This window comes from Actinoplanes couchii, from assembly GCF_016862075.1.
GTDB classification, from domain to species: domain Bacteria; phylum Actinomycetota; class Actinomycetes; order Mycobacteriales; family Micromonosporaceae; genus Actinoplanes; species Actinoplanes couchii.
Genome location: NZ_BOMG01000039.1, coordinates 46842 through 72900, shown reverse-complemented (window position 1 = coordinate 72900; position 26059 = coordinate 46842). Strand labels below are relative to the sequence as shown.

Sequence of the window (26059 nt, the reverse complement as noted above, 5' to 3'; positions counted from 1 at the left end):
AGACAGATGGCCCTGACCGGTACCACGATCGACGACGTCAAGGCGGTGCTGGTGTCCGTCCTCGGCATCGAGGACCGTGCCGCCACGATCGACGCCGGCACCGAGCTGCTCGGCAACCTGCCCGAGCTGGACTCGATGGCGGTGCTGGAGCTGGTGGCCGCCCTGGAGGAGAGGTTCGGCGTGGTCATCGACGACGACGAGGTGACCGCCGAGGTCTTCGACACGCTCGGCTCGCTCTCCGAACTGATCGACGCCAAGCTCTGAGACTGCGGCGGGCCCGCACCCCCTCAAAAAAGGAGGTGCGGGCCCGCTTCGCTGTCAGTCGTTCGGCTTGAACTTCACGTCCACCCAGAAGTTGTGGTTCGTGGGTGTCTGCGGGAAGCCCTCGCCGATCCGGAACACACCGCCGGTCTGCGGCACGTGCAACGGCGGCGAGTCGACACCCTGGACCGCGAACTGGTTCAGCGACACCGCGTACCGCCCGGCCGACGACCAGTACGACACCGTGTACGTCTCACCCGGCGTGAGCGTCACCGCCGGGCTGAACGCCACGCTCTGCCAGCCGGACGCCGTCTCACTGGTGAACGGCGCGCTGGCCACCGCCTCACCGGCGCTGTTCCAGAGCGTGCCGGTGTGGATGCCGGTGTTCAGCGGGCCCTTGTAGAACCGCATTCCGGTGGCCTTCCCGGCGACGTCCGCGGTGAACGTCACGCCCACCTCGATCGAGTCGCTGTCGTCCCAGTTCTCGTGGTCCGGGGTGGCGTTCGCCGCGAAGATCCCGACACCGCCGTCCGGTTCCGGCTCCGGATCGGGATCCGTGCCGGGGTCCGGGACGAACAACGGGTCCACCCAGTAGTTGGTCGAGCCGTACGAGGTGGTCGGGTACGCGTTCGACCCGTACCGGTAGACGCCGTTGGCGGTCGTCGCCGGTGTGGTCAGCGGCCCCCGGGTCCACAGCGAGCCGAAGAACCCGGGTGTCGCCGAGTAGCGTCCCTTCGGCGCGTAGTACGACACCGTGTACGTCGTCCCCGCGGTCACCGTGACCGGCGAGTCGAACCGGACGTTCTGCCAGCCCGCACCGGTCTCGCCGGAGAACGTGGCCCGGGCCATGATGCCGCCGGTCGGCGACCAGAGCGTCCCGGTGTGCGTCCCGGAGTTGCCCGGCCCCTGGTAGAACCGCACCCCGACGACCTTGCCGTTCTTCGTCGGGATGAACTTGACACCCAGCTCGATGGCGCTGGTGTCGGTGTCCGCCGCCACCACCGGGACGGCGTCGTCGGCGAACAGCGTGTCGATGTGCGCGTACGCGTCGGTGGTGAACGACCACACCGTCGGCTCGTCGCTGGGCGTCCCACCGGTGTCGCTGGCCAGCACGGTGGCCGTGTACCTGGTGGAGACCTCCAGCGGCACACTCGGCGAGAAGGTGACCCGCCGGGCGAGCGCGTCGTAGGAGACCGAACCGGGCACCGGAACCCCGGCGGCCGTCTTCAGCCCGAACTCGATCGACCCCTGGTCCAGCGGCCGGGAGAACTTGACCGACGGATCCGCGGTGAGCGGGACGACGGTGGCGTTGTTCACCGGCGACACCGCGACCGGGGCGGGCGCGCCCTGGTCACCGGAGATGAACAGGGCGTCCACGTAGTAGTTGGTGTTGTTGTAGGAGTGGATCGGGAAACCCTCGTTGTACGCGAACACGCCGTTGCCCTGATCCAGGGTGCCCTTGGCGACCGACAGCGGCGCCGACTCCACCCCGGTCAGGCTGAACGCGTGGCCGTCGGCCGCGTAGTGCCCGTTCGGGGCGGTGTAGGACGCGACGTACACGGTGTTCCTGGTGACCGGCTCCGGGTTGGCGAAGGTCAGCTTCTGCCAGCCCGCGCTGGTCTCGTTCGAGAACGTGCCGGTGGCCAGCCGGGTGCCGTCCGCCGACCAGAGGCTGCCGGTGTGCGTGCCGGTGTTGCCGGTGCCCTTGTAGAAGCGGACACCGGTGACGTAACCGTCGTCGGCCGCGGTGAACCGGATGCCCGGCTCGATCGCCGCGGTGTCGTCGACCGCCGGATTGCCCGGCACCCGGTTACCGAAGATCGTGGTCGGCCCGCTCAGCTTGAGGTTGACCACCGTCGACGGTTCCTGGATGTTGGCGCTGTCGTCGATCGCCCGGACCCGGACCGCCTGCAGCCCGGCCCCGGCGGTGTAGAAGCTGTACGACCAGGAGGTGGTCCCGTCGGCCGGGTGCCAGGAGGCGCCCGAGTCGGTGGAGACCTCGACCCCGGCGACCCGGCCGCCGCCCGCGTCGGTGGCGGTGCCCTGCAGCGTCACCTGGGCGCCGTTGGCCACCCGGGTGTTGTTCGCCGGGCTGGTGACGGTCGCGGTCGGGGGCAGCGTGTCGGCGGACTCGGTGGTGGCGTGCAGGGTGCCCATCAGGGTGGCCGGCTGGGCGCCCATGTCGGCCAGGATGTTCAGGGTCGCCTGCTGGATCCTCGGGTCGGCCGGTTCCACCACGCCGTCGTGCTTCTCGTCCAGGCCCCAGGCCCACTGCACGGTGCCCGCGCCGAAGACCAGGGCGCCACTGGCCGCCTTGTACATGGTGAGGTGGTGGGTGGTGGTGCCGGTGGCCGTGGTGTTGCCGAAGTCGAGCAGGTACTCCGGGGTCGGCCCGGTGGTGGTGGAGAGCCGGACCAGGCCCGGCGGCCGGAAACCGTTGTCCAGGTCCTCGTCGGACTCGTAACCGACGGTGTGCGCCGCCAGCGTGGCCGTGGTGCCGGCCGCGAGCGAGTCCAGCCCGGTGTACCGCCACAGCCGCAGCTTGCCCTGCGCGGCCGGGACCTGCAGGGCCAGGTCGGTGTAGTTGGCCATGTAGGCGGTGCCGGTCAGCGCGTTCTCCGGTAGCCCGGCGCCCTGCTCCCGGGTGGCGAACCGCGGGTCACGCCAGGTGCCGGTCCACTCCTCGGAGGTCTCGTCGATCTTGTCCTTGCCCCAGGTCTCCTTGTAGCAGACCAGCGTCCGGTACGGGGTCTCCGCGCCGTCCTTGCTGTTCTCCCAGCGGGTCCGCCAGTAGACCTCGTTGCCGCTGAAGAACGCCAGATTCACCCCGGCGTCCCGGGCCGCCTCGACGTTGGCGCGCTGGGCCCCGGACCAGTACTCGTCGTGGCCCACCGACAGCAGCGTCCCGTGCCGCTTGATCAGCTCGCCGTGCCGGTCGGTGTCGATGTCGGTGGTGTAGCTCATGTCGTAGCCGTTGCGCTCCAGGAAGCGCAGCATCGGGTACTCGTTGCTGAACAGGAAGTCCCGGCCGTCGGCCGAGCCCCGGGTCGCGAACGGGCGGTTGTAGCTGATCTTCAGGGCCCGGCCGTTGACCGGGGCGTCGTAGAAGTCGGCGCCTCCGAACAGGTTGTACGCCTGCCAGGTCGCGTCGGACGTCTTGAAGTACAGGTCCGAGGTGCTGCTGTCGTTTCGTACCACGAAGGTGATGTGGCTGGCCTCGGAGGTGGTGATGTCGGTGCGTTTGAGCCGGGCCACGTAGACCCCGGACACCTGGTCGGCCGGGACGGTCCAGCCCGCCGACACGTGCCATCCGCCGCAGTCGAGCAGCTGGAGGTCCTCGTCGGCGACGCAGTTCTCCGGCTGGCTCTGCGGCAGCGGCACCGAGAGCGGGACGTCGGTGATGAAACGGGCGCCGGCGCCGTCGTAGTAACCGAGCCGGTAGATCTTGATGGTGTACGCGGTGGCCACGGTATCGATCTTGAAGTCGATCCGCTGGCCCACGTTCACACTGATATCGGTCGCGAAACCCTGAATGGTGTAGTCACCGGCGCCGTCGATGTCCCACTCGGTGGAGGGGTTGCCGGTCTTGGCGTTCTCACAGACGATCGGATTGCTGGTACAGGCCGCTTCGGCCGGCGTCGAGCCGCCGACCAGGGAGGCGGTGACGAGGATCGCGGCGGCCGAGCCCGCGAACAAGGATTTCCACAACATGTGTTCGGACACCTACCTCTCGAACGTGGATCACAAGACCACCGCCGGCGACCACGCGTCGCCGACCAGCACCTCGGGCTCACCGGTGCCGTCCGCCGGGACCTGCCACACGTCACTCGACGCGGAGCCGGAGTCCTGGCGGGACAGCCCGTAGACGACGGTGTCGTCGTCCAGCCACTCGGCCTGGTCGTCCACGCTGCGTGTCTCGGCCAGCTCGGTCTCCACCCCGGTCGTCAGGTCCAGGACGGCCAGCCGCCACTTGCCCGCCGGGAGGTCACCGTGTTTCTTGAACGCCACCCGGGTCCGGTCCGGCGACAGCGACGGGCACTCCACGTCACCACGGACCGACGTCGCGGTCCGCGCGGTGAGACTGCCCTTCACCAGCCAGGTCCGCCCGCCCGAGGCGGCGGTCGCGTAGAACGTGTCGTCGTCGAGGAACGTCACGCCCCACAGGTTCTTGTCCGCGGCGGTGACCACCCTGCCGTTCACCGTCAGCGTGAACTTCTCGATGTCACCGACCACCACACCGTCGGTACGGGTGACCACGGTGCGCGTGGAGAACTGCCCAGGATTGGCATATGAGTCCCCGAACACGAACGTCGTGGTCGCCACCAGCGAACCGTCCCGGGACATCCGCGCCCGGGACGGCAGCCCGGTCAGCGGCAGATCCCGCACCGGCTGCCACGAGGTGTCCAGCAGCCGTCCCCGGTAGGTGGTCACGATGCCCCGCTCGGCGGCCAGGCAGACCGCTCCGGCGCCGGTCGCGTGGACCCGCTCGCAGCTCACCGGGGTGATCGCCCGCGGCCCGCCCGGATCGCTCAACGGCACCACGGCCACCCGCCCGTACCCCTCGCCCAGCGCGGTGCTGCGGAACACCAGATGCGGCCGGGCCCGTAGCGACGCCAGGTCACCGCCCTGCGCGACGGCCGACGCCGCGGCCAGCGTGGTGGCCTGGTCCCGGTGCACCTTCCAGACGTAACCGGCCGCGCCGATCACCGCCGCGAGCAGCACCGCGAGCAGCCCGGCGATCCGGTTGCGGGCGGTCACGCCACCGCCTCCGCCCGGTCGGCGCGGCGCAGCAGCCAGGCGACACCCGGCACCGTCACCACCAGCAGCCCGGCGAACAGCAGCAGCGACCAGGCCGGCCCGTGCAGGCTCCACAGCAGGCCGAAGGTGACCGACGAGGCGAACCGGCTCAGCGCCACCACGGTCTGCGCCGCCGCGATCCCGCTGCCCCGCGCCTCGGCCGGGACCAGCCGGCTGACCAGCGCGGGCAGCACTCCGTCGGTGGCCGCGTAGAAGACTCCGAGCAGCATCAGCACGGTCAGGGTCAGCCCGATCCCACCGGACGGCAGCGCGGCGAGCAGGTAACACGCGATCAGCGCGCCGTGCCCGGCGACCAGCACCCGGGCCCGGCCCACCCGGTCGGCGAGCCGGCCCAGCGGCACGGCCAGGGCCAGGTACGCGATGTTCGTCCCGACGTAGAGCAGCGGGAACCAGACGGCGGCGAAGTCGTCGCGCTCCTGCAACGACAGGTAGAGGAAACCGTCGCCGACGGTCAGCAGCCCGAGCAGCCCGGCCGCGATCAGGGGCCGCCGCAGCGGGCGCCCGCCGACCGCCCGGAAGGCCCGGCGCAGCCCGATCCGCGCGGTACCGGCGGCGGTCCGCAGGTTCGGCACGAACAGCACCAGCACCGCGAAACCGACGGTGGCGAACGCGAACGACACCACCCAGATCGAGTCGTAGCTGCCCGGCACCAGGGCCAGCAGCGCGAACGCGACAAGCGGGCCGATCCCGGCGCCGATGGTGTCCAGGGTGCGGTGCACGCCGAAGGCCCGGCCCAGCGTCTTCGGGTCGGACGCCTCGGCGATCAGCGCGTCCCGGGGCGCGGTGCGCAGCCCTTTGCCGAGCCGGTCGGCGGTCACCACCGCGGTGATGGCGGCGAACCCGGTGGCGAACAGCATCGCGATCCGGCTCAGCGCGGACGCGCCGTAGCCCAGCACCGCCACCCACTTGGGCTGCCCGCCCCGGTCCCCGGCATAACCGCCGGCGATCCGCAGGAACGCGCTGACCCCCTGGTACATGCCGTCCAGGAAGCCGTACGCGACCGGACTGAGACCGACCGCCATGGTCAGGTAGAGCGGCAGCACCGAGGCCACCATCTCCGACGACACGTCGGTCAGCAGGCTGACCACACCGAGCAGCACCACGGTCGTGGCGACCCGGCCGCCCGCGGATCCCCCCGCGGCCGGCCGGTCCCGGACGGTCACATACACGCTGTCCTCAGCACCTCGGCCACCCGGGCCTGCTGCCCGGGGGTGATCTGCGGGTAGATCGGCAGGGACAGGATCTCGCCGGCCACCCGTTCGGCGTTCGGGAAGCTGCCGCCCAGCGACGCGAACGCGCCGGTCCGGTGCACCGGGATCGGGTAGTGGACGGCCGCGCCCACCCCGGCGGCGTTCAGCTTCGCCAGCACGTCGTCGCGGTTCGGCACCCGGACGCAGTAGATGTGCCAGACCGGCACGTTGCCGTCCAGCACCACCGGGCGTACCACCCGGTCGAAGTCCTTCAGCAGTTCGTCGTAGCGGGCCGCGGCCGCCCGGCGGCGCTCGTTCCAGGCCGCCAGCCGGGCCAGCTTGGCCCGCAGCACGACCGCCTGCAGACCGTCCAGGCGGCTGTTCACCCCGACCACGTCGTGGTGGTATTTGCGCAGGCCACCGTGGCTGCCCAAGGTCCGGACCGCGGTCGCCCACTCGTCGGACGACGTGGTGACCGCGCCGGCGTCGCCGTACGCGCCCAGGTTCTTGCCCGGGTAGAAGCTGGTCGCCGCGATCCCGTCCACCGCGGAACCGAGGCCGTGCCGGGTGGCGCCCTGCGACTGCGCGGCGTCCTCGACGATCGTCACGTCGGTGCCGGCCCGCAGCAGCTCCACCGGGGCCAGCTGGCCGTAGAGGTGGACCGGCGCGATCGCCCTGGTCCGCGGGGTGACCGCGGCCAGCGCGGCGTCCGTGTCGATCAGGTAGGTGTCCGGGTCGCAGTCCACCAGCACCACGTCCGCGCCGGTCCGGGCGACCGCCTCGGCGGTGGCGATGAACGTGTTCGCCGGCAGGATCACCTCCGACCCCGGGCCCACCCCGACCGCCTTGAACGCCAGCTCCAGGGCGTCGGTGCCGTTCGCCACGCCGACACAGTGCGGCAGGCCGGCGAAGGCCGCGTACTCCCGCTCGAACGCGGCCACCTCGGCACCACCGATGAACGCCGTGTCGGCGATGACACGCTTGAACCCGGCCTCGACCTCCTCGGCCACCTCCGCGTGCGCGGCGGCCAGATCGACGAGGGGGATGCGGCTCATGACTTCGGCTCCTCTGTCTCACGTAGATAGCGGGCGGGACTGCCGGCCCAGACCTGATTCGCGGGTACGTCGCGCAGCACCACCGAACCCATCCCCACCAGCGACCAGGCGCCCACCGTCACGCCCTCGCGGACCAGCGCGCCGGCCCCGATATAGGCGCCCTCGGACAGCACCGCCGCACCGCCCAGGCGAACCCCGGAGGCGATGGTGGCGTACGGGCTGACCAGGTCGTCGTGGGTGAGCACCACGTGCGGCATGACCGCCACGTGCCCGCCCACCGTCACGTCGGCGGTCAGCACCGTGCCGGCCAGCAGCACCGAACCGGCGCCGACACTGCTGCCCGCGCCGACCGACACCGACGGGTGCACGACGGTGGCGTACCTCTCCACGGGCAGGCCGAGGCGCTCGACGATCCGGCGCCGCGCGTGGTAATCGCGCGGATTGCCCACGCACACCACCACCGCGGCGTCCATCTCGCGAACACCGTCGACCGGCCCGAGGATCGGCGTACCCGAACGCTGGGTCCCGATCAGCGCCGGGTCGTCGTCGACGAAGCCGAGGACCCGCCAGGACGCGGCCGCGGCGGCGGCGGTCTCCCGGGCGAATCCACCGGCTCCGACGATGACCAGGTCTTTCACCGGGTGGCCAGCTCGCGCAGCACGCCGATGATGTGGTCCTGGTCGGTTTCGGTCAGCCTGTGGTGCAGGGGCAGGATGATCGAGTCCCGGGTGATCCGCTCGGTCACCGGCAGCGGGCCGGGGGTGACGTCTCTGTATGCCGGTTCCAGGTGCGCGGCCATGATTCCGCGACGTGCCGATACCCCACGTTGCGCGAGCTCAGCGAGGACCTCGTCGCGGTCCAGGCCGTTCAGCAGCACCCAGAAGGACTGGTAGTTGGTCTGCCCGTAGGCGGGATCGGTCACGGGGGTAAGTCCGTTTATATCCGACATTTCGCGCTGGTAGCGTGCGGCGAGCGCGCGCCGCTGCTTTACCAAGTTGGACAATTTGCCCAACTGAACCAACCCCACCGCCGCCTGGATGTCGGTCATCCGGTAGTTGAAAGCCGTCTCCAGATAGGCCTCCAGCACCGGCTGGGTCGATTGGTGCCGATCAGCAGCGGACACGTTCATCCCGTGCTCCCGCAGCCGCTTCAGCCGGGCGGCGTCGTCAGCCGACGAGACGGTCACCATCCCGCCCTCACCCGTGGTGATCAGCTTCCGCGGATGGAACGACCAGGCCGCCACCCCCGCCCCGGCGCCCACCGGCAGCCCGTAGGCGGTCGACCCGGCGGCACACGCGGCGTCCTCGACCAGGGCCACACTCCAGTCGTCCGCGGCCTTGCGCAGCGCCACCGTGTCGAACGGCACCCCGCCCTGGTGCACCGCGATGATCGCCCGGGTGCGCAACGTCCGCACCGCGTCGATCGTCTCCACGCTCAGGTTCCCGGTGGCCAGTTCCACGTCGGCGAAGACCGGGGTGGCGCCGACGTAGCGGACCGCGTTGGCGGTGGCGATGAACGACAGCGACGGCACGATCACCTCGTCACCGGGACCGATGCCGAGCAGCACCAGCGCCAGGTGCAGCCCGGTGGTGCAGGAGCTGACCGCGACACCGTGCCCGGCGCCGACCGCGGCCGCGAACTCGGTCTCGAACCGGGCCACCCGCGGACCCTGCGCGACCCAGCCGGACCGGATCGCCTCCGCCGCCGCCTGCGCTTCCTCTTCCCCGAGGTCGGGGATCATCACCGGGATCACTGCGACGCCCGCCACCAGTCGACGAGGCCTTCCAGACCCTGTTCCAGGGTGAGTTCCGGTTTCCAGCCGAGCTTCTGCTCGGCGCGCGAGATGTCGGCCAGCCGCCGGGTGACGCCGTTGACCGCGCGGGCCGGGCCGTGCACCGGCGCCAGGTCCGACTTCATCACCGCGCTGAGGGCGGCGGCCAGGTCGACCAGGCTGGTCTCGGTGTGGCTGGCGATGTTGAACACGTCGTCGGTGACGTCGGCGCGGGCGGCCAGGATGTTGGCCCGGGCGATGTCGGCCACGTGCACGAAGTCCATCGTCGCCAGGCCGTCGCCGAGGATCAGCGGCGGCTCGCCGGCCTCGATCCGCTCCATCCAGCGGATCAGCACCTCGGTGTAGAGGCCGTGGATGTCCATCCGGGGCCCGTACACGTTGAAGTAACGCAGCGCGACGTAGTCGAGGTCCTTCATCGCCTTGAAACTGCGCAGCGTCGCCTCGTTGAACGCCTTGGCCGCGCCGTAGAACGTGTCGTTGTTGTACGGGTGGTGCCGCTCGTCCGTCGGGAAGTGCTCGGCCAGCCCGTAAACGGAAGCCGACGACGACGCGATCAGTTTGCGCACACCCGCCTCGGCCGCCGCCTCGATCACGTTGAACGTGCCGTCGACCAGCACCTCGTTGGCCAGCCGGGGCTCCTCGGCGCACTGGGTGATCCGGATCGCCGCCAGGTGGAAGACGAGATCCTTCCCCGCGGTCAGCTGTTTGACGAGCGGGACGTCCCGGATGTCGCCTTCGACCAGGCGTACCGACGCATGGGTGGAAAGGTTCTCCCGCCGCCCCCGGACGAAGTTGTCCAGCACGACGATCTCCGACGCGCCCCCGCGCACCAGTTCGTCGACGACGTGCGAGCCGATCGTGCCCGCGCCGCCGGTGACGAGAACACGCGCGCCCTCGATCTCTACCCCAGTCACGCCATGTGCCCTTCGTCCAGCTTGATCATGATTCCGCCCTCGGCCAGGCTGCGCGACGCCGCCTGGAGGATCTCCAGCACCCGCAGCCCGGACCGGCCGTCGGTCAGGGCGGGAGTCTTCGTGGTGATGGCCCGCGCGTACTCGTCGACCATGGTGCGCAGCGCCTCCCGCTCGGTCAGGGCGGGCGCGACCATGTCGCCGGAGCGGTACGACACCAGGATGTCCCGGCGCTGCTCGTCACCCAGCTCGTCCGGCGACGACACGTCGACCCCGCGGTCGTAGAGCGACAGCCGCTGGCTCGGGTTCAGGTCGTCCCAGACCAGGGTGCGTTTCGAACCGCCGAAGATCGCCGTGCGCACCTTCACCGGGGACAGCCAGTTCACGTGGATGTGCGCGATCGCCCCGTTCGACAGCTGCAGCGTCAGGTAGGCGACGCAGGCCCGGCCGGCCCCGATCCCGTCGGCGCCGTGTGCGGCCACCGCGATCGGCCGGACCTCCGCCGGCAGCACGAAGTCGAGGATCGACAGGTCGTGCGGCGCCAGGTCCCAGATCACGTCGATGTCGCGCTGGACGAGACCCAGGTTGATGCGTACCGAATCCAGGAAGTGCAGCTCGCCCAGCTCGCCGGCGGCGAGCAGATCGCGGACCCGGAGCACCGCCGGGGTGTAGCAGTAGGTGTGGTCGCACATCAGGGTGAGCCCGCGCCGGTCCGCCTCCTCGACCAGCCGCAGGCCCTCCTCGTAGGTGGCCGCGAGTGGCTTCTCGACCAGCACGTGCTTGCCGGCCGCCAGCGCGGCCATCGCCACCGGTAGATGGGTGCCGGCCGGGGTGGCGATCGCGACCGCGTCCACGGACGGGTCGGCGAGCACCTCGTCGAGGTCGGCCGAGACCTGGACGGTGGAGTAACCGCCGAGCACCCGCTGGGCCCGCTCGACGTCGAGATCGCAGAGCCAGCGCAGGTGGAAGGCCTGACTGCCCTGGAAGTTGCGGACCAGATTGGGGCCCCAGTAACCGGCCCCCACGACGGCCACGCCGATCGGAGGATTCACGGAGATCCTTTTCGTAGGGGTGCGCCCGGACATGGACATCGGACATCGGACGCGGTCCGTCGGGAAAGTTATCGATCCTCTGTGGGCGGACGCCAGACGATGACAGGATTTCGGACTCTGCCGGGGGGTATGCCGATACCTTCGGTCAACCGGGCCGCCCCTGACGGTCAGCCGCGGGGCACACCAACGGCCAGAATGGACGGTGCGGGTCAGGTAGCCGACATCGATTGCCGTCTCCGCCTATTACCCTGTGGCCTTTCTCCGGCCCTCACTTCGTGCCCTCTGGAGGTCCCGCATGATCGCCCCCACCGCGGACGTCGATCCGAAAGCAGTGCTCGGCGACGGCACCCGGATCTGGCACCTCGCCCAGGTCCGTGAGGGCGCCGTGCTCGGCCGGGACTGCACGGTCGGGCGGGGCGCCTACATCGGCCCCGGCGTGGTCCTCGGCGACAACTGCAAACTGCAGAACCACGCACTGGTGTACGAGCCGGCCAGGCTCGCCGACGGGGTGTTCATCGGCCCGGCCGCGGTGCTCACCAACGACGAGTACCCGCGGGCCGTCACCCCGGCCGGGCGGCTCAAGTCCGGTGACGACTGGACCGCCGTCGGCGTCACGATCGGCACGGGCGCGGCGATCGGCGCCCGCGCGGTCTGCGTCGCGCCGGTCACCGTCGGGCAGTGGGCACTGGTCGCCGCCGGCGCGGTCGTCACCAAGGACGTCCCGGACCACGCCCTGATGGTCGGGGTGCCGGCCCGCCGGGTCGGCTGGGTGGGCCGGGCCGGCCGCCCCCTGGTCAGCGCGGACGGCAAGACCTGGACCTGCGAGGAGACCGGCGAGGTGTACGTCGAACAGGACGGTCTCCTCACGAGGAGTCTCCTCACGAAGAGCGACGCCGGGCCAGCACACGCTCGGTGAGCGCCACCAGGACCGCCTTCACCGACTCACGGCGCCGGGCGTCACACTCCAGCAACGGCAGGGTCTCGGCCAGACCCAGCGCGTCGCGGATCTCCGCCTGATCGAAACGGCGCGCCCCCTCGAACGCGTTCACCCCGATGATGAACGGGATGTCCTGCTCCTCGAAGTAGTCGATGGCCGGGAAGCAGTCCTCGATCCGCCGGGTGTCGACCAGCACGATCGCACCCAGCGCCCCGTCCACCAGGTCGTCCCAGAGGAACGCGAACCGGTCCTGCCCCGGCGTCCCGAACAGGTAGAGCAGCAGCGTCTCGTCCAGGGTGATCCGCCCGAAGTCGAGCGCGACGGTGGTGGTGGTCTTCGCGGTGACCGCGGTGGTGTCGTCCACCCCGATCGACTTCTCGGTCATCTCGGCCTCGGTCACCAGCGGTTCGATCTCCGAGATCGCGCCGACGAACGTGGTCTTGCCGACCCCGAACCCGCCACTGATCACGATCTTCACGGCCGTCGGGGAGGGCGCCTCGACCGTCTCGGTCATCGCGGCAGCCGTTGCCGGGACTCGGCGATCCGGGCCGGAGTCAGCAGGTCGCCGAAGCGCTCGGCGAGCATCGAGATCTCGTAGCCGACCAGCCCCGGGTCGCTGTCGCCGGCGGCCACCACGCCCAGGCAGCTGCCGCCCGGGATCACCGAGATCACCAGGAAACCCCGGTGCATCTCGGCCATCACGAGTTTGAGGCCGGCGAAGTCGTACCGGCGGGACGCGCTGCGGGCCAGGCTCGCCATGCTGGAGACGATCGCGCCGAGCTGATCCGCCTCGGCCCGGTCCAGCCCCTCCGACGCGGCGATCAGCAGCCCGTCGGAGGAGACCGCCACGGCATCGCGTACCCCGTCGGTCTGATGCACGAAGTTGCCCAGCAGCCAGTCGAGCTGGTGCCGGTCGGCGGTGGGCGCCTCGACGCTCACGAGATCTCCTCGGGGACGGCGTGCCGGGCCTGGCCGGCTCCGCGCTGGATGCCCTGGCGCAGGGCGGTGAGCCGGGTGCGGACCGTCTCGGGTTCGGCCGCCGCCGGCGGTTCGGGCAGCGGGCGCGGGGCGGACTCGGACCGGCGCGCCCGGGGCACCCGTTTGCGCAGGCCGTTGACGGTGTGTCCGGGCTCCGGCGGGGACGTGGTCTCGGGCAGGGACTTGTCCACGATCACGTAGTCGATCTCGGCGGACAGTGGGCGCGGCCCCGGCGCCTTCATCTGCTCCGGTTCGAGCACCGGCAGCGGCACCGGCTCGGACAGCAGCGTCGCGGGCACCGTGACCCGGGCGGTCACCCCGGTCACCGCCGACCGGCCCAGCTCGACCTGGACGTCCATGTCGGCGGCGAGCCGCCCCACCACGTAGTGCCCCAGATATCGGGCCGGAGCGGTGATGAAGTCGCCCTCACCCCGCAGCAGGTGATTGGCCCGGTCCAGCTCCCCGCTGCCCATGCCGACCCCCTGATCGCAGACCGCGACCAGATAGCCGTCCTCGACCCGGCGCCCGTGGATCTCCACGTCCAGGTCCGGCGGGGAGAACGCCAGACCGTTCTCGATCAGTTCGGCGAGCATGTGCGCCAGCCCGCTGACCACGGCCCCGGAGACCAGCGTCTCGTCCAGCCGGCGCAGCGACACCCGCCGGTACTCCTCGACCTCGGACACCGCCGCCCGGACCACGTCGGACATCGGCACCGGCTTCGACCACTGCCGGGGACTGGCCGCGCCGACCAGCACCAGCAGGCTCTCCGCGTTGCGCCGCATCCGGGTGGCCAGGTGGTCCAGCTCGAACAGGTTCGCCAGCCCGGCCGGATCGGACTCCTCCTGCTCCAGGCGGGTGATGAAACCGAGCTGGCGGCGCAGCAGGTTCTGGTTGCGGCGGCCCAGGTTGGCCAGCGACTCGGCGGCCGCCCGGCGCAGTCCGGCCTGCTCGGTGGCGAGCGCGTACGCGGTGCCCTGAACGCGGTCGAAGGCGTCCGCCACCAGCTGCATCTCGGTGCTGGCGTGATCGCCGACGCGGACCGGGTCGGGGGGTTCGGCGGCCTGCCCGTCGGCGGCCCGGCGCACCGCCTCCGGCAGCCGCTGACCGGCCAGCCGGTTCGCCTCGGCGGCCAGCCCGGCCAGCGGGTTCGCGATCGACCGGGCGGCGATCGTACCCAGGTAGACCGCGATCCCGGCGCACAGCAGGATCACCGCGCCGAGCCCGGCCAGCCGCAGGTTCGCCTCGGCCAGCAGGGTGGCGGCCCGGTCCCGCATCGCGTCGCCGATGACCCGGGCCAGCTGGGCCAGGTCGTCCAGCACCGGCCCGGTGGTGGTCCACCACAGCTGCGGGTCGGCCCGGATCGCCTGCCCGTCGCCGGATCGCAGCGCCCGGTCCTGCATCTGGTCGGCGCGCTGGGCGTCCGCGGTGGTGAACAGCCGGTCCTTCGCGGCCAGCACCTCCGGGGTGGCGTACTCCTCGAACTCGTCGATCGCCGCGTCCCGCTCGGCCCGCAGCTGCACGAACCGCAGGAACTCGCCCTCGGCGAAACCACCGGCGGAGAAGACGCCGCTGAGGAACGCCCGCTGCCGGGCGGTCGCCTCGGTGGCCAGGTTCAGCATGGCCAGCGACTCGGTGCCGAGCCGCATCGTGGCGTCGCTCGCGTTGTCCAGGGCGAAGTAGACCTCGCCCAGGTCGGCGACCACCTCGTTGTAGTCCTCGAAGACGTCGGCCCGGTCGGCGCCGCCGACGTCCACCTCCTCGCGGATCCCGGCCAGCGCCCCGGCCCGGCCGAGCGCCTCGGTGACCTGCCCGTCCAGGTCGCCGCGCTCGTCCACCAGCCGTTGCAGGGCGCCCCGCTGCAGGTCGGCGCGCTGCCGGGCGGCCGGCACCTCGGCGCCGAGGCCGGTGTTGCCGGCCAGCATGCCCAGGGTGACGCCGCGTTCCGTCTGCACCTCCCGGACCAGCGCCTGCACGGCCAGGTCGAGGGTGATCGCGTGGTCGGTGCGGGTGGCGAGCCGGTACGTGGAGTACTCGCCGGCCACCACGGCGGCCAGCAACAGCACCATGGCCACGACCGGAAGCGCCAGCATGCGGATCATCCGGCCCCGGATCGAGCCCCGGCTGCGGGCCATCCGTCCTCCTCCGTCCGGCGTCCACGACGCGGCACAGAATCGACGGAGGCCAACATGGGGTCAACACCTCTATCGAGCGACTGCCGTTCCCCCGCAGCTGGACCGTCGTGCCCGCCGGTGGTGGTTCCTACGAACGGGTGGTGTCACTCCAGGCAGCCCGAGCCGGTGAAGATGTTGTCCATGGACAGGCTCAGGTGGATGACCTTGCCGTCCCGGGTGTCCAGGTGATACCTCGCGACACCCGGCAGGTCGACGGTGAGCTTGTCGTTCGCCGGGTCGGTGCCGTAGACGAGTTCGGCGTCCGGGTAGGCCGTCAGGACCGCCTTCGCGGTGCTGCCCACCCGGATGCCCTCCGGGGTCCGGGTGCCGCCCGCGGCGAACATGGTGATCAGGCCCTGGTCCGCCGCGAAGTACAGCTGGCCGCCGGTGGCCTTCAGGGTGGCCCGGCCGCATTTCGTGGTGCCGAGGTCGACGGTCCGGTACCCCTTGATCAGCCCGGTCGCCTCGGCCTCGGCGCGGGTCATGCCGAACTTGAGCGTGCCGTAGCCGTCCGGGCCCAGGAAAACCGGTTCGGTGGTACGCCGGGTCGCGGGCGCCGTGACCGATTTCGACGGTGTCGCCGACGGGGTGGCCGAGGCCGACGGCGACGGTGGCGCCGGGGTGGGGGACGTGGGGGAGGAGGCGGCCGTGACGCCGTGCGGTGCGGCCGCGCCGTCCAGCCGTTGCGGGCCCTGACCGCATCCGGTCATCGTCAGGGTGGTCAGGGCGAGCAGTCCGGCGAGCATTGTCTTGTTCATGGTGGTTCCCCGTTTTTGCATCATCATCGGTCGTCATGTGATGCGATGCGGGGCCGGGGCCACCGGTTCTGCGATCCTGATCACGAGATCGTAACGGCCGTAACTCATTGCCCCATGCCTATATCGACAATAGTCTTTCCCTTACGTGGATCGTCATTCCGGCCGGGATCGGCGATCCCTTCAGCGAGGGGGAAACTTGGATACCGCTGCCGAGAAGTCCGCACTGTCCCGCCGCCGGATGCTCACCATCGCGCTCGGCGGCGCGGCCGGCGTCGCGTTGCCCGCGCCCGCGTGGGCCGTCGGGGACCAGCGTCCCGGGGCGGTCCGCCCACCCACGCTGACCGATAGCGACAGGCTGGTCGCGACGAAGGTGTCGGCCGAGCGCGCCCTGACGGACCTGAAGGTGCTCGCCCAGGGCATCGGGCCCCGGATCGGCGGCACCCGCTCGGAGAAGCGGGCCGCCGACTACGTCTCCGGGGTGCTCGACCGGCTCGGGTACGACGTGACCCTGCAGCCGTTCCCGGTGGCCGACAAGTTCCTCGCCCGGCTGGAGTCGCCGCGTGGCCTGCCCGCCGACCTGAACTGGCAGGTCGGCGCCTCCCCGCACGCGGCTCTGGACGTCAAGGTCCGCGGCGACGTGCTGGACGCGGGCGCCGGTGGCAGCGCCGACTACCCGGAGGACGTGACCGGCCGGATCCTGCTGATCGACTACGCCGCCGCCACCCGGGAGACCCAGGTCGCCACCGCGGTGGCCCGGGGCGCGGCGGCCGTCGTCTTCCTGCCGGTGGACCTGGTCGAGCCCCGCCGGGCCTCGGCGTTCAGCCCGCAGCTGCCCGGGTTCGCCGGGTCCCCGGTCGCCATCCCGGTCGTCGGCGTCGCCCAGGCGCAGAAGCAGCGGCTGCGCGCCCTGCTCGCCGGCGGTCGCCTCAAGCTGACCGTCTCCACCACCGCGCACCGGGGCCTGACCTCGCACAACGTCCTCGCCGAGCGCCGCCGCCGGGAGACGGCGGGCCCGGTCGTGATGGTCAGCGCGCACTACGACACGGTCATCGGGGCGCCCGGCGCCAACGACGACGGCTCCGGCACCGTCCTCACCCTGGAGATCGCCCGGGTGCTGCGGAAGCTGCCGACCGCGGCGACGCTGCGGTTCGCCCTCTGGGGCTCGGAGGAGCAGGGCCTGATCGGCTCCCGCTACTACGTGGCCCAGCTGCCGCAGGCCGAACGCGACCGGATCCTCGCCGTCTTCCAGAACGACATGGTCGCCACCAGCTGGGATCCGGCCACCCGGTACTGGCTGCTCTCCTACACCGGACTGGCCAACCGGGCCACCGACGAGGTGGCGGCCGCCGCCGACCGGCTCGGGTACGCGCCCCGGACCTCGCCGGTCACCCTGCGCGGCTCCAGCGACCACCAGTCCTTCCAGGAGGTGGGGATCGCGTCGGCGAACTTCTCCTGGCGCGGCGAGGAGTCCCCGGCCCTGCTGGAGCCGCCGTACCACAGCCCCGAGGACACCATCGCGAAGAACATCAGCCTGGAACGCCTGCAGGTGTCGCTCGAGCTGATCGGCTCGGCGGCCTACCGCACCGCGCTCGCCGGCTGAGCCACCCGCTGGGGGCGGCCCGGCGCCGCCCCTAGAGGGAACAGCGCATCCGCAGGCTACGGATGTGATCATCCACCCGGGACAGTGCGGCCCGGACCGTCTCCACCGGCTCGAAGCCGCGGGCCCGGTAGAAGCCGATGCCGGGCTGGTCGCCGAGGAAGACCGACACCCACACCTCGGTCCCGCCGGCCCGCCGGATCTGGTCGGTGACCCGGTCCAGCAGCATCGTGCCCAGGCCGCGGCCGCGCTCGGCGGCTTCCAGGTAGACCAGGGACAGCTCACCGGAGATCCGGCCGGTCATCCCGCCGCCCGCCGCGCCGAGGACCCGGCCGTCCCGCTCGACGACCTGGTAGCCGAACCACTCCGGTGGCACCGCCGTGATCTCCGCGGCGACTCGGTCCTCGTTGTAGAACGCGGTGACACTGCGATCGATGTAGCCCGGCGGCAGCAGCTCCCGGTAGGCGTCGCGGTAGGCCGTGGAACAGATCGTGGCGATGCTGCTCACATCAGCCGCGGCGGCCGGGCGGACAACGGCGGTCAATGATGATCGTGGCACGGGGCAAGATTAGCGCCTCGAAGCGATCACCCCCAGCGATCTTCTGGGGTGGCGGCAGGGGTGGGGCCAGGACTTACGCTCGGTTCCCGAACCCCTCCCGGATGGAGCCGGCCGTTGCCCACATCGGACCACCCGCCGCCCGCGCTGGAACTGATCGGACTCGTCAAGCGATTCGGTGCGAAGACCGCCGTGCACGACGTGACCCTCGCCGTTCCGGCCGGCTCCTTCTACGGACTGGTCGGCCCCAACGGCGCGGGCAAGACCACCTCCCTGTCCATGGCGGTCGGGCTGCTGCGCCCCGACGCCGGGCACGCCCGGATCTTCGGCGCCGACGTCTGGGCCGACCCGGTCGGCGCCCGGTCCCGGGTCGGCGTGCTGCCCGACGGCCTGGCGCTGCCCGAGCGGCTCACCGGCCGGGAGCTGCTGGTCCACCTGGCCCGGCTGCGCGGCCTGAGCCGGGACACCGCGGCCGCCCGTGCCGAGGAACTGCTCGACCTCCTCGACCTGCTCGATGCCGAACGCACCCTGGTCAACGACTACTCGACGGGCATGCGCAAGAAGATCGGGCTGGCCACCGCCCTGCTGCACGGCCCGCGACTGCTCGTGCTGGACGAGCCGTTCGAGGCCGTCGACCCGGTGTCCGCGCTGACCATCCGGGGCATGCTGCGCGCGTTCGTGGACGGCGGCGGCTCGGTGGTCCTGTCCAGTCACGTGATGGCCCTGGTCGAACAGCTCTGTGACCGTGTCGCGGTGATCGCCGCGGGCCGGGTGGTGGCGGCCGGCACCATCGCCGAAGTCCGGGCCGGCGACAGCCTGGAGGACCGTTTTGTCGAGCTGGTCGGCGCCGGTGTCACCGGGCGGAGGGCGCCGTCGTGGCTGGCGTCCTGATCACCATGCGCCTGCGGGTGCTGGCCAACTCGCTCACCGGCGCCCGCGCCGCCAACATGATCGTCGGCGGATCGTCCGGGCTGCTGCTGGCCGTCGCCACCATCGTGCTGGCCGGCACCGGTCTCGTGCCGGAGGCGGTCCGTACCGATCTGTTCGCGCTGCTGCTGGCCTGCCGGATGCTGGGCTGGATCCTCGGCCCGGTCTACACCGGCGGCGGGGACGACGGCCTGCGCCCGGAACAGTTCGCCCTCCTGCCGCTGCCGCCTCTGCGCCTGGCGTTCGGGCTGCTCGTCGCCGGGTTCGCCGGTATCGCGCCGGTGGTCAGCCTGATCGCGTTCACCTCGCTGACCGTCCACGCGAGTAGCTCCGTGCCGGTGGGTGGCTCCACGGTGTCCGCCGTGCTGGTCTCGGTACCCGCTGTCGTACTCCAGCTGATCCTGGTCGTGGTCCTGTCCCGCCTGGTCGTGGCGCTGCTCGCGTTCGCCGTCCGGTCGCGGCTCGGTGCGGTGCTCTCCGCCCTGGCCAACGCCTCGCTGGCGGTGCTGCTGAACCAGGCGTGGGTGCTGATCTGGGTAGCCGTCGAGTCCGACCTGTTCACCCTCGGGTTCCCGGCCGCATATACCGAGGTGCTGCGCTGGCTGCCGTCGTCCTGGGGTCTGACCGCGGTGCGAGCCGCCGGTGACGGTGACTGGGTCCTGGTCGTGCTCACGCTGGGCGGTTCGGTCGTGCTGATCGGCGGTGCCCTGGCTCTCTGGGCGCGGCTGCTGGTCCTGCGCACCACCACCCGGCCGGTGCGGTGGGCGCCGCGGGGCGGCGGGCGACCGGGTTCGCTCCTGGAGGGGATCTCCCAGCTGGGTACGACCGGAGTGGTCGCCGCCAAGGAGTTGCGCACCTGGTCCCGGGACCTGATGCGGACCCACCTGTTCTACTACTCGGTCTTCTTCGGGGTGCTCTACACCGCGGTCCCGCTGATCGCCGACTGGCGCGGCATGCTGCCGTGGACCGGTGTGATCGTCGCGGTGATGGCCGCCGCCACCTCGGCCAACCTGTTCGGACTGGACGGCACGGCGCTGTGGCTGGCCCTGACCGCGCCGGGCCGGGAGCGGGCCGAGATCCGGGGCCGTCAGCTGGCCTGGCTGATCCAGGTCGCGCCGCTGACCGTGGCGCTCACCGTCGCCGGCACGGCCGTCGGTGGTGACGCCGGGACCTGGCCGTGGGTCCTGGCCCTGCTCGCCGCGACCCTGGGCGGCGGCGCCGGCCTGATCGTGCTGTTGTCGGTGTACGCCCTGGTCCCGGTCGCCGAACCGCACCGGCGCAGCGGCAACCCGCTGGAGGCCGGGCCCTCGTTCGGGCAGGTCATCGGGGCCCTGCTGCTGGTCTGTCTCAGCGCGGTCCCGGCCGCCGCGGTCGCCTGGGCGGGCACGCGTTCCGGTCTGCCCGTCGTCACCTGGGCGGCGGTGGCTGTCGGCCTGGGCACCGGAGTCGGGCTGACCGTCTGGGGTGGACGGCGGGCGGCGACACGGCTGCGTGACACCGGCCCGGAGATGCTCGCCACCATGCGCGGCGGGCAGACCCGGACGCGGGTCGTCCGGTCCTCGGCCGCGGAGCTGCCGAAACGCACCTCCCAATTGGTGACTCTGCTCTGGACCCTCTGCTGGATCCCGCTGTTCCCGCAGGGTCTGGTCCCGCTCGTGATGATCGCCAACGGCGACACCGAGCGGCTCTGGTTCGCAGCCCTGTATGTGGACGACCCCTGGCGGATCCCGGTCGCACTGGCCTTCTCCGCCCTGGGCGCCGCCATGATGATCGCCGGTACGGTCATCCCGTTGCGTCATCGGGCCGCGACCAGGCGGTCCGCTGTTGTGCCCGCCGCGGCAGCGGGGCCGATTCTGGAGGATGCCGGCGGCTGACCATGGCGGCTCCGCGTCCGCTCTCGTAGCCTCGTGACGGAGACACGGGGGATGGAGCATTGTCGGAGCACGCTCGGGTCGAGTACCGCGTACTCGGCCCGTTCGAAGTCCTGATCGGCGGGCAGCACCTCGATCTCGGCGGCCACCGCCGTCAGATCGTGCTCGCCTGCCTGGTGATGGAGGCGGGCCGGGTCGTCCCGGTGAACCGTCTGGTGACCGCCGTCTACGGCGAGCACCCACCGGCCTCCGCCCGTTCCCAGGTGCAGATCTGCGTGTCGGCGCTTCGCCGGTCACTCGGGGCGGACGGCCGGATCATCACCCGTGACCCGGGCTATCTACTCGAACCGGCCGGTGACGACGTGGACCTGAAAGATTACGAACTGCTGCTCGGCGACGCCCGGACGGCCGCCGCCCAGGGCCGCCGGGACGACGCGGTGGCCAGGTACCGGGAGGCGCTCGGCCTCTGGCGCGGCCCGGCTCTGGAGGGAATCGACAGTTCGTTGCTGCGGGCCGCCGCCGGTGGCCTCACCGAGCAGTGGCTGACCGCGGTCGAGGACTGCGTCGACCTCGAACTGGACCTCGGCCGGCATCGGGCCGTCGTCGCCGAACTGACCGGGCTGGTCGTCGCCCACCCCCTGCGGGAGCGACTGCGCGGGCAGCTGATGCTGGCGCTGCACCGGTCCGGACGACAGGCGGAGGCCCTGGACTCCTACCGGGCCGCCCGGCGCACCCTGATCGACGAACTGGGTCTGGAACCCGGCGAGTGGCTGCAGCGGCTGGAGCACGCCATCCTGACGTCCGGAAGCGACCGGCCGGTCTCCGCAGACACCGCGGCGGCGACCGGGGCGGTTCCTCGGATGCTGCCCACCGACATCGCGGACTTCACCGGCCGGGCCGAGCAGTCCGCGGACATCATGACCAGGCTCGGCGGAGCCCGGGAACGGCGGGCGGTGCCGATCGTCGTGATCGCCGGAACGTCCGGCATCGGCAAGACCGCGCTCGGTGTGCACGTCGCGCACCGGCTCGCCGACGACTACCCGGACGGGCAGCTCTTCGCGGACCTGCGCGGACACGACAGCCATGCGGCGGGGCCGGAGAAGGTCCTGGAACGTTTCCTGCGTGCCCTCGGGGTTCCGGGCGGATTGATGCCGGAGGGTCTGGACGAGCGGGCCGAACGGTACCGGGATCTGCTGGCCGGGCGCCGGATGCTGGTGCTGCTCGACAACGCCGGTGACGAGAGCCAGGTGCTGCCGCTGCTGCCCGGTGACCCGCGGACGGCGGTCGTCGTCACGAGCCGGGGCCGGCTCGGCGGGCTGCCCGGAGCCGTGCACGTCGACCTGGGTGTGCTCGACCGCGGGCACTCGGTGACCCTGCTGTCCCGGATCGCCGGGGACGGGCGGGTGCGGGCCGAGGCCGGTGCCGCCGCCGAGCTGGCCGAGCTGTGTGGCCGGCTGCCGCTGGCTCTGCGGATCGCCGGCGCCCGGCTGTCGGCCCGCCCGCACTGGACGTTGCGGCAGCTCGCCGGACGGCTGGCCGACGAGTCGCGCCGTCTCGACGAGCTGAGCCACGGGACGCTGGGGATCCGGGCCAGCATCTCGATGACGTACGACAACATCGGCGCGGCCGCGCGGCGATTGTTCCGGCTGCTGGGGATTCTGGACGCGCCCGACTTCGCCGGCTGGGCCGCTGCCGCGCTGCTGGACCGGCCGGTCGAACAGGCCCGGGACCTGCTCGACGAGCTGGCCGACGCCCGGCTGGTGGAAGCCGTCGGAGGGCCCGGGCGGTACCGGTTCCACGACCTGATCCGGGTCTTCGCCCGGGAGCGTCTGGCCATGGAGGAGTCCGCCGACGCCGCCGGTGCGGCCCGGGAGCGGGCGCTGGGTGCGCTGCTGTTCCTCACCGAGGAGGCACACCGGCGGCTGCACGGTCACGACAAACTGCAGGTGCGCAGTGCGGCTCCGCGCTGGACCATGCCCGGCGACACGGTCGGCCACCTGATGCCGGAACCGTTGGCGTGGCTGGAGGAGGAGCGGTCGTCCCTGGTCGCGGCGGTGCCGCAGGCCGACCGGGCGGGTGCTGTCGAACTGTGCTGGGAACTGGCGAGCGGCGCGGTCACCCTCTTCGAACAGCGGGCGTATCTCACCGACTGGCGGGACACCCACGAGGTGGCGCTCGCGGCCGCCGACCGGGCCGGTGACCGGCGCGGCCGGGCGGTGACGGTCCTCTCGATCGGCTCCCTGGCGCTCGTGGAGAACCGGTTCGCCGACGCTCGCGACCGTCTCGAGGAGGCGGCCGCGCTGTTCGCCGTGATCGGTGACGCTCAGGGGGTGGCCATAGCCGGCTACCACCTCGCCTATCTGGAGCGGGTGGACGGCCGGCTCGACGAGGCGGCCGGCCGCTATCAGGCGGTGCTGCCGGTTCTGCGGGGATGTGGTGACCTGGCCGGGGCCGCCTACGTGTTGCACCGCATGGCGCAGGTCGAACTCGATCGCGGTGACACCGGCCACGCCGAGGAGTTGCTCCGGGAAGCCCTCGTTCTGAGCCGCCGGGTCGGGAGCCGGCGGCTCGAGGCGCAGGCGCTGCACCGGTTCGGCCACATGTACCTGGAGACGGGCGAGCCGGGCGCGGCGATCGAGCCGTTCGAGGCGGCGCTGGCGGCGGTGCGGGAGCTCGATGACCAGATCGGTCAGGCCTACGCCCTGAGCGGGCTGGGGCTCGCTCACCTGCGTGGCGGGGACCACGACCGGGCGGCCGTCGCGCTGACCGGCGCACGGTCACTGGCGGTCGACCACGGGGAGCGCCTGCTCGAAGGGCGGGTGGCGGCCGGTTTCGGTGAACTGGCGCTGGCCAGGGGTGAGTTCGCCGGGGCGGTTCGGGAGCTGGAGCGGGCGCTGACCCTGTTCCGCGACATCCGGGCCGGGACGTTCGAGGCGTGGGCACTGGAGCTGCTGGCCACCGCGCGAACGGCGATGGCGGAGCCCGGTGGCGTCGATAGCGTGACGAAGGCAGGGTGATAGCGGGGCGCCGGACGATGCGGTGGTGAATCCGATGCGAGGTGCTCCACGGTCGTGGCCGGGCCGAACGGTCGCGGTCGCGCCGCGCTGGCTCGCCACCGACCTGGCCGACGCCGAACCCGCGCGCCGGCCCACCGTCCTCCGGCTGCTGATCGAGACGGGTCTCACCGAGATCGCGCTGGGTTCCCCGGCGACCGTGCCGGCCGACCACGAGTTCGTCCGGACGGTCATCGAGCAGGGACTGATTCCCGGCGACGTGACGATCTCGGTCTCGGTTCCACCGGGCGAGGAGCTGATCCGCCGTACGGTCGACAGCCTCGCCGGAGCGCCGAGTGCGATCGTCCACCTGACCGGGGACACCACGGGGATCGGGATCCTCCGTGGCCACGGGAAGCGGTTCGGCGGTGTCCTGGCCCTGCAGTGCTCGCCGGGGGCGGCGGCCGGCGCGTTGGTGGAGGCGTGGGAACCCGAGGCGGGGCGGCCGATGATCCTGAGCCTGCCGACGGCGGGGGAGCGGGTCATGCCGCACGTGCTCGCCGACCGGGTCGAGTGGATCGGCGACATGGTCGGGCGGCGTGATCACGCCTGCCTGTCGGTGCGTCCCGGTGACGAGCGGGGCACCGGTCTGGCGGCGGCCGAGCTGGCGCTGCTGGCCGGGGCCGGGCGGGTGGAGGGGCGGCTCTTCGGCGGGCCCGGGGTGGATCTCGGGGCGCTGGCCGGCAATCTGCTCGCCGACGGGGTGGACCCGGGACTCGACCTGTCCGGCCTCGGCCGGGCACGCCGTGCCGTCGCCGGTGGCACGGTGCTGACCAAGGCGATCCGCAGTGGTGTGCCGAGGCTCAGTGCCGCGGAGCGCCGGGTGGCCGAGCTGGCCGCCGGCGGCTGCACCAACCGGGAGATCTCGGTGCGGCTGTTCGTCTCGATCAGCACCGTGGAACAGCATCTGACCCGGACGTACCGGAAGCTGAACGTGACCCGGCGAACCGACCTGGCGGCGAATCTCGACCTGCGCTCGTCCGGTGTGTGACGGTAGGGGGCATGCAAGATCGTTTGATGCGGGACCGGATCATCCGGTACCGGGCGGATCCGGCGCTGAGCCGTGAGCAGGCGGCGGCGCGGATCTCGGCGTACGTCTACGGCAACATCCTGGTCTTCGCGGCGACCGTGCCGCTGACCGTGGACAACCTGCACCACGGGCACGCGGCGCTGCTGGTGCTGGGTACGGCCGTGTCGACCTGTGTGGCGCACGTCTTCGCCGACGTGGTCGGCCACAACGTGCGCTCGGGCGAGGCGATGAGCCGTGCACATCTGTGGCACGAGCTGCGGGACGCGTTCCCGATCGTGACGTCCGGCCTGATCCCGGTGCTGCTGTTCGTCGCGGGCGGGCAGGAGTGGATCCCGGGCCGGACGGCGATCCTGCTCGCTGAGGGTTATCTGCTGCTGCGGATGGCGCTGATCGGGTTGCTGATGGAGCGCCTGCGGTCGAAACGGGCGTCGTTCCGGACCATGCTCTCCGGATTCGCCCTGGCCGGAGCGGCCGCGGCGATCTCCCTCCTGAAGGTCGCCCTGGGCCACTGATGCCATGAAGATGCCAAAGTGGCACCACTGTGCTTGCGGTGGTGCCACGCGTGTGCCACGATGGCGTCATGGACCTGACCGTGTATGTGAGCAACCTCGGGCGGGAGTTCGCCACCCTCGCTGAATCCGGTGGCGACGAGGCGCGTGCGCTGGTCGAGCGCCTGACCGGGTCGCTGGAGTCGGCGATCCGGATGACCCTGCTGGAGACCCTGTCGGCCGCCGCCGACGAGATCACCCGCGACCTCGCCCCCGGCTCGGTCGAGCTGCGGCTCCGCGGCCGCGACCCGGACTTCGTCGTCACCCCGCCGCCGGCCCCGCCGGCCGCCGGCCCCACCCCCGCCCCGGCAGCACCCGCCGAGACCTTCAGCGAGGACGGGCCGGTCGCCCGGATCAACGTGCGCCTGCCCGAGCAGCTCAAGGCCGCCGTCGAGGAGGCCGCCGCCAAGGAGGGCCGCTCGGTCAACGCCTGGCTCGTCCGGGCCGCCGCGGCCTCCCTGCAGCAGCAGCCGGTCCGGGAGCAGCCTCCGGCCTCCGGCTCCCGCTCCTTCACCGGCTGGGTGCGCTGACCAGCTAAAACGCTCAACCGACAC

Annotated in this window: 21 protein-coding genes and 2 pseudogenes; 10 read left to right on the top strand and 13 right to left on the bottom strand. The window is 71.9% G+C overall.

What is annotated here, in order from left to right; translation table 11 throughout:
* The first annotated feature begins 6 nt into the window (after nt 1-6).
* Nucleotides 7-264 (top strand): acyl carrier protein, encoded by a 258-nt coding sequence (locus Aco03nite_RS13115; RefSeq protein WP_203795330.1) that lies wholly within the window; start codon nt 7-9, stop codon nt 262-264.
* Nucleotides 265-318: 54 nt separating this feature from the next.
* Here Aco03nite_RS13115 and Aco03nite_RS13110 read toward each other — a convergent pair whose 3' ends face one another.
* The 8 genes from Aco03nite_RS13110 to Aco03nite_RS13075 are packed head-to-tail and all read right to left on the bottom strand — an operon-like array spanning nt 319 to nt 11079.
* Nucleotides 319-3972 (bottom strand): DUF4082 domain-containing protein, encoded by a 3654-nt coding sequence (locus Aco03nite_RS13110; protein WP_203795329.1) that lies wholly within the window; start codon nt 3970-3972, stop codon nt 319-321.
* A gap of 30 nt (nt 3973-4002) precedes the next feature.
* The gene (locus Aco03nite_RS13105) at nt 4003-5019 is read right to left on the bottom strand and encodes a TolB-like translocation protein (protein ID WP_203795328.1); all 1017 of its coding nucleotides are present in this window, start codon (nt 5017-5019) and stop codon (nt 4003-4005) included.
* A complete protein-coding gene (locus Aco03nite_RS13100; protein ID WP_203795327.1) occupies nt 5016-6248 on the bottom strand; it encodes an MFS transporter in 1233 nt (410 codons plus the stop codon). Before Aco03nite_RS13100 ends, Aco03nite_RS13105 begins: the two co-directional genes overlap by 4 nt.
* The gene (locus tag Aco03nite_RS13095; protein WP_203795326.1) at nt 6239-7324 is read right to left on the bottom strand and encodes a DegT/DnrJ/EryC1/StrS family aminotransferase; all 1086 of its coding nucleotides are present in this window, start codon (nt 7322-7324) and stop codon (nt 6239-6241) included. The genes Aco03nite_RS13100 and Aco03nite_RS13095 overlap by 10 nt, the downstream gene beginning before the upstream one ends.
* Nucleotides 7321-7962: an acetyltransferase gene (locus Aco03nite_RS13090; protein ID WP_203795325.1), complete on the bottom strand. Its 642-nt coding sequence runs from the start codon at nt 7960-7962 to the stop codon at nt 7321-7323. The genes Aco03nite_RS13095 and Aco03nite_RS13090 overlap by 4 nt, the downstream gene beginning before the upstream one ends.
* Nucleotides 7959-9092, bottom strand: a complete 1134-nt coding sequence (locus Aco03nite_RS13085) for a DegT/DnrJ/EryC1/StrS family aminotransferase (RefSeq protein WP_239145111.1) — start codon at nt 9090-9092, stop codon at nt 7959-7961. The genes Aco03nite_RS13090 and Aco03nite_RS13085 overlap by 4 nt, the downstream gene beginning before the upstream one ends.
* Nucleotides 9074-10030, bottom strand: a complete 957-nt coding sequence (locus Aco03nite_RS13080; RefSeq protein ID WP_203795324.1) for an NAD-dependent epimerase/dehydratase family protein — start codon at nt 10028-10030, stop codon at nt 9074-9076. Before Aco03nite_RS13080 ends, Aco03nite_RS13085 begins: the two co-directional genes overlap by 19 nt.
* The gene (locus Aco03nite_RS13075; protein WP_239145110.1) at nt 10027-11079 is read right to left on the bottom strand and encodes a Gfo/Idh/MocA family protein; all 1053 of its coding nucleotides are present in this window, start codon (nt 11077-11079) and stop codon (nt 10027-10029) included. The genes Aco03nite_RS13080 and Aco03nite_RS13075 overlap by 4 nt, the downstream gene beginning before the upstream one ends.
* A gap of 295 nt (nt 11080-11374) precedes the next feature.
* On the opposite strand from Aco03nite_RS13075, the gene Aco03nite_RS13070 reads away from it, so the two are divergent.
* Nucleotides 11375-11995: an acyltransferase gene (locus Aco03nite_RS13070; RefSeq protein ID WP_203795323.1), complete on the top strand. Its 621-nt coding sequence runs from the start codon at nt 11375-11377 to the stop codon at nt 11993-11995.
* Here the strand turns inward: Aco03nite_RS13070 and Aco03nite_RS13065 are convergent.
* The 4 genes from Aco03nite_RS13065 to Aco03nite_RS13050 form a co-directional block, all read right to left on the bottom strand.
* Nucleotides 11958-12530, bottom strand: coding sequence for a GTP-binding protein (locus Aco03nite_RS13065; protein ID WP_203795322.1), 573 nt, complete (start codon nt 12528-12530; stop codon nt 11958-11960). The genes Aco03nite_RS13070 and Aco03nite_RS13065 overlap by 38 nt on opposite strands.
* Nucleotides 12527-12955 (bottom strand): roadblock/LC7 domain-containing protein, encoded by a 429-nt coding sequence (locus tag Aco03nite_RS13060; RefSeq protein ID WP_203795321.1) that lies wholly within the window; start codon nt 12953-12955, stop codon nt 12527-12529. The genes Aco03nite_RS13065 and Aco03nite_RS13060 overlap by 4 nt, the downstream gene beginning before the upstream one ends.
* Nucleotides 12952-15126 (bottom strand): sensor histidine kinase, encoded by a 2175-nt coding sequence (locus Aco03nite_RS13055; RefSeq protein ID WP_203795320.1) that lies wholly within the window; start codon nt 15124-15126, stop codon nt 12952-12954. Before Aco03nite_RS13055 ends, Aco03nite_RS13060 begins: the two co-directional genes overlap by 4 nt.
* Before the next feature lie 143 nt (nt 15127-15269).
* Nucleotides 15270-15923, bottom strand: a complete 654-nt coding sequence (locus Aco03nite_RS13050) for a hypothetical protein (protein WP_203795319.1) — start codon at nt 15921-15923, stop codon at nt 15270-15272.
* 196 nt (nt 15924-16119) lie between these two features.
* Between Aco03nite_RS13050 and Aco03nite_RS13045 the strand changes: the two genes are divergently transcribed.
* Entirely contained in the window at nt 16120-17523 is a 1404-nt protein-coding gene (locus Aco03nite_RS13045; RefSeq protein WP_239145109.1) for a M20/M25/M40 family metallo-hydrolase, read from the top strand.
* 31 nt (nt 17524-17554) lie between these two features.
* On the opposite strand, the gene Aco03nite_RS13040 is transcribed toward Aco03nite_RS13045, so the two are convergent.
* Nucleotides 17555-18079 carry a GNAT family N-acetyltransferase gene (locus tag Aco03nite_RS13040; protein WP_203795318.1) on the bottom strand — a complete coding sequence of 175 codons (525 nt, stop codon included), beginning with the start codon at nt 18077-18079 and terminating at the stop codon, nt 17555-17557.
* Nucleotides 18080-18193: 114 nt separating this feature from the next.
* Between Aco03nite_RS13040 and Aco03nite_RS13035 the strand changes: the two genes are divergently transcribed.
* The 7 genes and pseudogenes from Aco03nite_RS13035 to Aco03nite_RS13010 all read left to right on the top strand — a co-directional run bounded on the left by Aco03nite_RS13035 (nt 18194) and on the right by Aco03nite_RS13010 (nt 26035).
* On the top strand, nt 18194-18967 hold the full coding sequence (locus Aco03nite_RS13035) for an ABC transporter ATP-binding protein (protein WP_203795317.1): 774 nt from the start codon (nt 18194-18196) through the stop codon (nt 18965-18967).
* On the top strand, nt 18952-20877 hold the full coding sequence (locus Aco03nite_RS13030) for a hypothetical protein (RefSeq protein ID WP_203795316.1): 1926 nt from the start codon (nt 18952-18954) through the stop codon (nt 20875-20877). The genes Aco03nite_RS13035 and Aco03nite_RS13030 overlap by 16 nt, the downstream gene beginning before the upstream one ends.
* Before the next feature lie 59 nt (nt 20878-20936).
* Nucleotides 20937-23891 (top strand): AfsR/SARP family transcriptional regulator, encoded by a 2955-nt coding sequence (locus Aco03nite_RS13025; RefSeq protein WP_203795315.1) that lies wholly within the window; start codon nt 20937-20939, stop codon nt 23889-23891.
* Between the two features lie 34 nt (nt 23892-23925).
* A pseudogene (locus Aco03nite_RS54535) lies at nt 23926-24666 on the top strand (hydroxymethylglutaryl-CoA lyase-like TIM-barrel protein); the annotation flags it as partial.
* Nucleotides 24667-24726: 60 nt separating this feature from the next.
* A pseudogene (locus Aco03nite_RS52865) lies at nt 24727-24918 on the top strand (helix-turn-helix domain-containing protein); the annotation flags it as partial.
* 11 nt (nt 24919-24929) lie between these two features.
* A complete protein-coding gene (locus tag Aco03nite_RS13015; protein ID WP_203795314.1) occupies nt 24930-25469 on the top strand; it encodes a hypothetical protein in 540 nt (179 codons plus the stop codon).
* 68 nt (nt 25470-25537) lie between these two features.
* Nucleotides 25538-26035 (top strand): ribbon-helix-helix protein, CopG family, encoded by a 498-nt coding sequence (locus tag Aco03nite_RS13010; RefSeq protein ID WP_203795313.1) that lies wholly within the window; start codon nt 25538-25540, stop codon nt 26033-26035.
* Nucleotides 26036-26059 lie beyond the last annotated feature (24 nt).

Excerpts from the sequence above, each read along its gene's own strand:
- Aco03nite_RS13115 (WP_203795330.1), top strand. The coding sequence starts at position 7 with ATGGCCCTGACCGGTACCACGATCGACGACGTCAAGGCGGTGCTGGTG.
- Aco03nite_RS13110 (WP_203795329.1), bottom strand. The coding sequence starts at position 3,972 with ATGTTGTGGAAATCCTTGTTCGCGGGCTCGGCCGCCGCGATCCTCGTC.
- Aco03nite_RS13095 (WP_203795326.1), bottom strand. The coding sequence starts at position 7,324 with ATGAGCCGCATCCCCCTCGTCGATCTGGCCGCCGCGCACGCGGAGGTG.
- Aco03nite_RS13070 (WP_203795323.1), top strand. The coding sequence starts at position 11,375 with ATGATCGCCCCCACCGCGGACGTCGATCCGAAAGCAGTGCTCGGCGAC.
- Aco03nite_RS13065 (WP_203795322.1), bottom strand. The coding sequence starts at position 12,530 with ATGACCGAGACGGTCGAGGCGCCCTCCCCGACGGCCGTGAAGATCGTG.
- Aco03nite_RS13055 (WP_203795320.1), bottom strand. The coding sequence starts at position 15,126 with ATGGCCCGCAGCCGGGGCTCGATCCGGGGCCGGATGATCCGCATGCTG.
- Aco03nite_RS13050 (WP_203795319.1), bottom strand. The coding sequence starts at position 15,923 with ATGAACAAGACAATGCTCGCCGGACTGCTCGCCCTGACCACCCTGACG.
- Aco03nite_RS13015 (WP_203795314.1), top strand. The coding sequence starts at position 24,930 with ATGCAAGATCGTTTGATGCGGGACCGGATCATCCGGTACCGGGCGGAT.
- Aco03nite_RS13010 (WP_203795313.1), top strand. The coding sequence starts at position 25,538 with ATGGACCTGACCGTGTATGTGAGCAACCTCGGGCGGGAGTTCGCCACC.